General features: G+C 34.6%; 5 protein-coding genes, 1 tRNA gene and 1 pseudogene. 1 reads left to right on the top strand and 6 read right to left on the bottom strand.

What is annotated here, in order from left to right:
• From ACHZDT_RS21195 to ACHZDT_RS21170, 6 genes and pseudogenes are all read right to left on the bottom strand, one after another.
• The coding region (locus tag ACHZDT_RS21195; protein WP_394776694.1) for a hypothetical protein at positions 1–219 on the bottom strand (219 nt) is incomplete at its 3' end.
• A gap of 349 nt (positions 220–568) precedes the next feature.
• Entirely contained in the window at positions 569–1,369 is an 801-nt protein-coding gene (locus ACHZDT_RS21190) for a TatD family hydrolase (protein ID WP_394776693.1), read from the bottom strand.
• Positions 1,370–1,727: 358 nt separating this feature from the next.
• Positions 1,728–2,054 (bottom strand): S24 family peptidase, encoded by a 327-nt coding sequence (locus ACHZDT_RS21185; protein ID WP_394776692.1) that lies wholly within the window; start codon positions 2,052–2,054, stop codon positions 1,728–1,730.
• Positions 2,055–2,795: 741 nt separating this feature from the next.
• Positions 2,796–4,217 (bottom strand): RtcB family protein, encoded by a 1,422-nt coding sequence (locus ACHZDT_RS21180; RefSeq protein WP_394776691.1) that lies wholly within the window; start codon positions 4,215–4,217, stop codon positions 2,796–2,798.
• A gap of 403 nt (positions 4,218–4,620) precedes the next feature.
• Positions 4,621–6,860, bottom strand: a pseudogene (locus ACHZDT_RS21175) (hypothetical protein).
• 250 nt (positions 6,861–7,110) lie between these two features.
• Positions 7,111–7,226 (bottom strand) — tRNA-OTHER (locus ACHZDT_RS21170).
• A 460-nt stretch (positions 7,227–7,686) separates the two neighbouring features.
• Here ACHZDT_RS21170 and ACHZDT_RS21165 point away from each other — a divergent pair.
• Positions 7,687–8,301, top strand: coding sequence for a hypothetical protein (locus ACHZDT_RS21165; protein WP_394776690.1), 615 nt, complete (start codon positions 7,687–7,689; stop codon positions 8,299–8,301).
• Positions 8,302–8,485: the final 184 nt, after the last annotated feature.

Raw genomic sequence — 8,485 nt, 5'->3', positions numbered from 1 at the left:
AGCAGAAATACTTATCCGTTTATTTCTTAAATCATAAAAATTATCGGGAATTAATTCACTTACTTTTTCTATATCCAAAATCTCTTTTTCATGATCGTTTCTAAAATAATTAAATTCATAATCATTATAAAATTGATATACTTGATTTTCCTTCAAATTTTTTAAAAATTTTGGATTACAATCATTTAGCGGTCTAATTGCCAGTAATTTAAAACTCATATAGTCTTTTTTAAAATTTTTATTCCAAAAATAAATCTATGTCTTTATTCAACTTCTTCTCGTTTCAATTACCTCAATTTTGATTTAAAAATTTCTTTTGAGTGTAAAGTTTATAAAATTGCCTTCGGACAAAAAAACATTCAACAAAATATGCGTAAATTTTAATAATAATTTTATGGATTTCCATATTATCTTATTATTTCATATTTTAAATATAAATAAACAAAAAGCCTTTAAACTCAGTAAATATACCTGATTTAAAAGCCAAATAATCTTTTTTTTAATCTCGCAAAGCCGTTAAGTCACAAAGTTTATTTACTTTAAACTTTGTGACTTCGTGGCAAAAACACTAAATTCCAAAAAAATCTTTAGCATTCTTCGTAGTTTCTTCCGCTACAATAATTCCCGAAACTCCTTTGAACTGCGCAACAGTTGCTGCAACAAAAGGCAGAAAAGCAGGTTCGCAACGGCGTTCGTGGTATTTTTTCAGGAGATTGTTTGGTGTGTTTTTTGGGAGCATGAATGGCGCATCGGTTTCAATCAACATTTTATCAAGCGGCACGTATTGAATTACTTCTTTTAAATGCTCAAAACGTTTACTGTCCGAAATTGCTCCGGTAAAACCAAGATAAAATCCGTTATCGAGATAGGTTTTGGCTTCTTGCAAACTTCCGGTAAAACAATGCACGACGGCTTTTGGCAATTGTGGCAAATAGTCTTTTGTAATATCCCTAAACTTTGTAAAAGCGGCTCTTTCGTGCAAAAACAAAGGTTTCTGTACTTCGATTGCCAATTCTAATTGGGCTTTGTAACAGGTTTCCTGAATATTTCTGGGCGAAAAGTCACGATCAAAATCGAGTCCGCACTCGCCTACCGAAACTACATGTTTCTGTTTTAATAAATTCCTCAGTTTTAAAATGCTCTGCGCATCAAAACTCTTCGCATCATGCGGGTGAATTCCTGCTGTGGCATATAATATTCCGGGATATTCTTTTGCAATTTCCGCCGAAGCTTCGCTATTTTTTACGCTTGTTCCGGTAAGTATCATTTGCGATACATCGGCATCTAAAGCATTTTGTATAACATCGTCTATGTCGTTTTGGAATTGTTTATTCGTTAAATTAATTCCGATATCTATGTATGTTTTCATATTTTTTTTTAAGTTTTTTTTAAGTTGCTAAGACTCTAAGAGACTAAGGTTCTGAGTTTTTAGCTCTTTGAATTTTTATGTTATTATTATTTTTTGTCACTAAGGTGCTAAGTTTTTTTTATCCTTCGTGTGTTTTTTAATCGCGCAAAGACGCTAAGTCGCAAAGTTTTTAGTTTGTAATTTTGACAGAGGAGACCTGAACGATAGCTCAGACGAAGTAAGTCACACTCGAAATTCCGCAAAGTGAATTGCCAATCTTTGTCGAGCTTCTTAATGAGATTTCTCCTCTGTCGAAATGACATAAAATGAGGATAATCTACTCTCTTTACTCTCTAATCTATTCTCTTTACTCTCTAATCTACTCTCTCTTATCATAAATCACCTGATTCTTAAATTCTACCTCAATTACTTTTCCGTAGATTATTTTTGTCCAGCCATTTTCGAATCCGTGATTGTTGGCGATTAGAAAACCTTTATTGGTATCTGTTTTTATAATTTTATGAGCATCGATATATCTGCCTTTTACTTTGCAGAATACGATATCTCCAATATTGTAATTTTCACTTTTTTCGAAAGATAAGAGACTTCCGCTTTTTAAAATTGGTCGCATTGAGTCTCCAAATGCTTTCATCTTTCCATTTCCGACTGTTTCTAATTCCTTTTTCAGTCGTTCGTATTTATTCATTTTTTTTAAAGTTGCTAAGATTCTAAGAGACTAAGGTTCTGAGTTTTTTAGCTCTTGAATCGTATGTTATTATTTTATTTGCCACTAAGGCGCTAAGGCCAATGTCATTAAGTTAAGGGGAAATCTATAAAATTACTTAACAGTTTAATCAAGAAAATAATTAGAAAAATCCGTTTTTATCAGCGTTTTCGCGTTAGCGAATCAGTAAAATCAGTATCTAATTTTTGACGCGGATAAAACAGATTTACTTCGTAAAAACACGGATAAAAACGGATTTGATTTGCAATGACTTTATTTTTTAAAAGCTTAACTTAATGACATTGCGCTAAGGCATAAATTTTTTAGTTTTTCATTTCGACAGAGGAGAAATCACACTTGATACTCCACAAAATGAATCGACAATCTTTGTCGAACTTCTAATGATTTACTTCGTCTGTTCGCTATCGCTCGGGTCTCGTGCGTCGAAATGAAATAAAATGCGAATAAACCTTTACAAACATTGTGTTAGATGCACTGCTGTGCGCCTCTACGATTAACCTTTGTCGCTTTGAACCTTTCAATTCTTTGAGCCTTTACAAACATTGTGTTAGACGCACTGCTTTGCGCCTCTACGATTAACCTTTGTCGCTTTGAACCTTTCAATTCTTTGAGCCTTTACAAACATTGTGTTAGACGCACTGTCCGCCTCTACAATTAACCTTTGTCACTTTGAACCTATGCACCTTTGAACCTTCTAAAAAACTAATCTTCCCGACTTCCGTCATCTGCCATTCTTACCATTTTTGGGGTAAACTTCGCAACAACATCAACCAGATCCTGTTGCGCTTCCATAACCTGATTGATATCTTTATATGCCATTGGCGCTTCGTCAAGACCTGCGCCAATAAGTGTTACGCCGTGATCTCTTAAAATGGTTTGCATTTCGGTTTTTGTGATTGTTTTTATGGCTTGAGTTCGGCTCATTTGTCTTCCTGCTCCGTGTGAAGCCGAATTTATCGCGTTCTCCTCGCCTTTTCCTCTCACCAAAAATCCAGGCGCTGTCATACTTCCCGGAATGATTCCCATTACGCCTTTTCCTGCCGGAGTTGCGCCTTTTCTATGTACGATTACCTCTTCGCCATTCCAAATTTCTTTCCAGGCAAAATTATGGTGATTTTCTACTTTTGCTAAAATAGTTGCACCCAAAGCGCGTTCCATTTTGTTATGAATAATCTCATGACAAGCCGATGCGTAATCTCCTGCCAAATTCATCGCCATCCAATATTCCTGACCCAATTGTGTGTTCATATCCAAATACGCTAAATTTTTAGCCACATCAGGAAGTTTACAAACATCTTTCGCCATTTTTGTGTAATGTCCGGCAATTGTTGCGCCCATTCCGCGTGAACCTGAATGCGTTAACAAAGCCACATATTTACCTTTTGGGATATTCAAAACCGCGTCATCTTTTGCAAATTCCATGATTCCGAATTCTACAAAGTGATTTCCACCACCCGAAGATCCTAATTGCGACCAGGCTTTATCTTTCAAATTCTTCACAAACGGAGTCATATTAAAAGCATCGTTTTCTAAAACCCCATGATCTGATTTGTATTGTCCGCGAAATCCGTGTCCCGCTCCAAATACGGAATTCGCAATTAATTCTTTTTTGAATTTAGCTTCGTTTTCAAAGTAAAAATCCTCCGCAATATCATAAACCGACAATGCCATTCGACAACCAATATCAACTCCAACACCATACGGAATTATCGCATTTTTAGTCGCTAAAACTCCACCAATTGGCAATCCGTAACCTTGATGCGCATCTGGCATTAATGATCCTGCAACGGTAACGGGCAATTGCATGGCAACTTCCATTTGTTTTCTCGCACCGTCCTCAATACCTTCTAATCCGTAAGCGGAATATTTTTTCGGATTTTGGTTTAAGGCAATAAAATCTTCCGGTTTTTCATTTGCTTTTTCGATTAAGGCAATTGCCAGTTTGCTAAAAATAGCGTCGTCTATATAATTTTCCGGAGTTGCTAAAACGTTCTTGAAATTGGTTATCATTTCATCACGTTTTAATCCGTGTCTTTTACTATTTATTTTTAATGCGATCCCTATTGTTTTTCCTTCAGGAAATCCTAAAGCTATTATATCTGTACCGTTTATTTGCGTTTTCATTTGTTTGTTTTATTTTGATAGTACAAAGGTTGAGAGTTACTGCGCAGTTATTTTGCGTAGATATTTTTTTTTAAAACTGGTGGGCAATTTCGCGCAAAGTCGCAGAGGTGCAAAGTTTTTTTTAGCCACAGATTAAATGATTAATATGATTTTCATTCATTTTTTGTCATTTACGGAGGAGAAATCACATGGCCCATCACCATAAAGTGAATTGCTAATCTTTGTCGAGCTACTTGATGAGATTTCTCCTCTGTCGAAATGACAACCAGTGCGTTAATTACTTTAATAAAAAACTTTGCGAAGACGCACTGCTGTGCGCCTCTACGATAAACCTTTGTCCCTTTGCAACTTAGTATCTTTGAACCTTAGCAACTATGCACCTCTGAACCTTTGCCCCTTCTCCTTAATCAATTAATAATTGCGTAACTGCCGCAGCGTTTATCGCCCATTTTGCATCATAAACCTCATCAGCATTTTGATCTTCGGTGATTGTTAAACCTTGTGCTTGTGCTTTAAGTTGTAACAAACTACCAATATTCAATTTGCTGCTTAGTTTTGTCAATAATGCCTGAACTCCTTTAAAATCCAAACCTTGAACAACCTGACCTCCAAATGTCATCTCTAACCAAATGATTTCTCTTTTGACTACATTTAACACTCCAAAAACCAAACCTTTTGCAACATCTTGCGTAATACGAACCTGATGATCTACACATGACGGATCGTATGCAACTCCAGTTTTCTCGGAGATTTTCATCGGATATTTACTGTTCATCCAACCTACAACAAGATTTGGCGTGATACTTCCGTTGCTAAAAGCATTGCAGGTAAAAGTTACAAATTTTGCTTTGGCTTTCGCCAAATCGTCAATGTTAATATTGATATATTCAGCCGTTCCAATTTTACTTGGAATACTTCTGATATCACCGCTATGTTGACAACCTGTTGTTTCTAATCGGCTATAAGAACATATATCAGCTTTATCTTCATAGGCAATATGGCAGCTTAAATCCATGTCCAAATGTTGTGCCGGTAAATCTTTACCCCATTGCATGAACAAACGCACTTCGTTTCCTTCAATTGGGAAACGTGTTCCCATTAAAGCAACCGGTAAATCCTGAACATTTTCGCTTCGATCTCCTATAGAAACCGGCATATTAAACAATTGCGGATCGATATAAATCGTTTTGTTTGTGTTTGAAATTGCAGCAAATCTCTTTTTCATGGCTAATAAACACAATTCTTCGATTTGATTTTTCATCGCCTCTAATTGTGCTTCGTCGTATAAATTCAATAAAGCATTTGGGGCAATTTGTTTGTTTGTTCCGCCTAAAGGTTTCACGCTTCTTTGAATCTTTTATCAAAATAATTTTGAGCATACATATTTAATGTAAATACCAATCTTGCCGGAACTTTATCGATAATCTCCGTAAAATGTGCCACAGTTTCGTCTGCTCCAAACCAAAGCATATTCGAGAATAAAGAACGTGCAAACAGTCCCGGACGTTGTTTTAATAATGCAAATGTTTTATCGGCATCAAATTTCAATCTTGAAGAGTTCACTTTACTTTGCCAAACGTCATAAACCTGATTGTAAAATACATCCATTAAAAAAGCTAATTTTTCAAAGCCTTTCCTTTTGCTGTATTCTGCTAAACGTAACGCTCTGATAAAACGAATCCACATTCCTCTTTTTGGGTGCATTATTTCGCACATCGTTTCTACATCCATATCAAGATTATTCAACCAATTCGCCACCATTAAACATTCCTTTCTTGAATATTTAAGTTTCAAATCGTTTGTAGCCGCGATTTTAGATTGCGCACTTGCATCGAGAAAACTCGCAAAATGCTGAGCATTTTTTGATGTTCTTTTAATGATAGTTTTTGGTTCGATGATTTGCAATAATCCTGTATTCTTAAACCATAAATATCTTAAAATATCCGTTGGCGATTTAAAATACTGAGCTGCGTTTTCGGCTTTCCCTTCTTCAATTAAAACATCGATCACTAACATCAAAGTTTCCTTGATGGCAATATCGGTTTTTGGCAAAGGCAAATATTTCAATACTGTTTTTAAACTATCTGCTTGCGTAGCGTCTAAAGCGGTTTTAGATTGCAATAATGATTTATAGAAATTTTCCAATTCTTTTTCTGACCATAAATCCAATACTTTTAATTTGCTTCCTTGTCCGAAATTTTCGATTTTACCAAATTCAAACGGAGTTCCGCAAAACGGACAACCATTATATCGTTCTAAAGGAAAAGTATTGTACGGAATTACGTGTCCGCATTGCAAAGTTGTCCCGTTATTTGTTTTAAAAACGTTTCCGAAAAAAGTTGCAATATGATCTAAAACAGATTCTCCGGTTGGGATATTCCATTCTTTTACTAACCGCGTCCAGTTTTTATCTGTTCCTAAAACTTCTTTTAGAACATCTAAAATCTCAACTTTATAATTTGGGTTTACATTATTTAAAGCGTGCAATAACGATTCGGAAAATGTAAATCCAAGTTTTGAAACATTGGCCACTAAAACCGATGTTGTTCCTGATAAATTTTTGATATCATTCGCAATCATTGCTGATGGAACGAAAATGGCGTTTTGACGCAAACTGATTTTTAATAATTCTTTTGTTTTCATTTTTTTAATTTTAAAAATTTAGATAATTGTGTTTCTGGTTTCTACCTAAAAGAGTTTTGAAGTAAGAAACACTTGACCTTAAATTTGAGTGTAATTGATGAACTCTTTATCAGATGGGTTTCCCCGAAGAAGTAAGTTAATCTTGACCCTCATTTTTATTAATGATAATTTTAAAACTTATATAACCATCAACTTCCTTTCGGAAGTTAGGAATCGAACCTGGAAGTAAGTTTTAATTGACCATTAATAGTAAAGCAGATGGGATTTGAACCCATGAACAGGATATTAGAAATGTACGAAGTAAGTTTTGATTAACTTCTTAGAATAATTTCAAAACTACCTGCTCTACCGCTGAGCTACTGCTTCAATTTTAATTGTGTTAACCGGTAATGGTATAAGTTTATACGTTGGAAAGTGTTTCGAAGTAACTTAAACTTGACCTTGTTAACTCAATTTTTTATTTCAATGAACCTGTTTTATTTCTTGAGCAAAGATTTCAATAGTAGTACGCAGTTATTTTGCGCAGTAAAAAAAGAATTCTATATTTGAGTAAATATTTATTTAGCAAAATCGTGAAAGTCCCACAGGAGACACCACATTTATAGATTTTTTTTTAATTTGATAAAACCAATAAAGTCCCAGAGGGACGACATATATATAATTATTTACCAAAAGCATTTCAACAACCCCAGCCAAGGTGACATATTTTATTGAGTAAACATAAAAGCTGAAGTGTCGCTCCGCTGGAGCTTTTGATCCTCATGTAATAAATTGCTATAAATATTACGCTTCAATGGAGCTTTACATAAGATTTAAATAAAACAATATGAATTTAAAAGAAATCTGTTCTGAATTACTTTCGAATATTAGCTTTTCAGCAAATGACGTTCAGAAAAACTGGCTCGATTTAGAAAAGGCATATTCCAAAAAATCAAGACATTATCATAATCTCAGGCATATAAATGATATGATTGAATGTTTTGAAACATACTCCGACAAACTCAAATCGCCAAACGAAATATTATTGTCTATTTTTTATCACGATTACATTTATGTAAGCAGCAAAAAAGATAATGAACTTAAAAGTGCCGAATTAGCTTTATCAATTTTACCTGAAAACATTCAATTTGATACGCAATTGGTTTTTGATGCAATTTGTGCGACGCAACTTCACCAACACAATATAAATGAAGATATTAACTGGCTAATTGATTTTGATTTGAAGATTCTCGCCCGCGATGGGGACGATTATAAAATCTATTTTGAACAGATTCGGAAAGAATATCGCATTTATCCTGATTTTCTATATAAACCCGGAAGAGCGAAGGCTTTGAAACATTTTCTGGAGAATGATTTTATTTTTCAGACTGATGAATTTAGGAATTTATATGAAGAGAAAGCTAGAAGGAATATTGAAAAGGAAATAAAGATATTAGGTTAAAAATTAATCGCGCAAAGTCGCAAAGTTTTTTTTGTTTCACGCAGATTTTGCAGATTTAAGCAGATTTTTTTATTGATTACATATTGAAGTTTCAATATCGTAGAGGCGCACAGCAGTGCGTCTTCGCAACGATAAACCCGACAGGTTTAAAACCTGTCGGGTTTGGGAGACGTAATATCGAGGA

Source organism: Flavobacterium sp., assembly GCF_043722275.1.
Lineage (GTDB): Bacteria > Bacteroidota > Bacteroidia > Flavobacteriales > Flavobacteriaceae > Flavobacterium.
This window is presented reverse-complemented; position numbering and strand designations above follow the sequence as displayed.

Excerpts from the sequence above, each read along its gene's own strand:
- ACHZDT_RS21190 (WP_394776693.1), bottom strand. The coding sequence starts at position 1,369 with ATGAAAACATACATAGATATCGGAATTAATTTAACGAATAAACAATTC.
- ACHZDT_RS21185 (WP_394776692.1), bottom strand. The coding sequence starts at position 2,054 with ATGAATAAATACGAACGACTGAAAAAGGAATTAGAAACAGTCGGAAAT.
- ACHZDT_RS21180 (WP_394776691.1), bottom strand. The coding sequence starts at position 4,217 with ATGAAAACGCAAATAAACGGTACAGATATAATAGCTTTAGGATTTCCT.
- ACHZDT_RS21165 (WP_394776690.1), top strand. The coding sequence starts at position 7,687 with ATGAATTTAAAAGAAATCTGTTCTGAATTACTTTCGAATATTAGCTTT.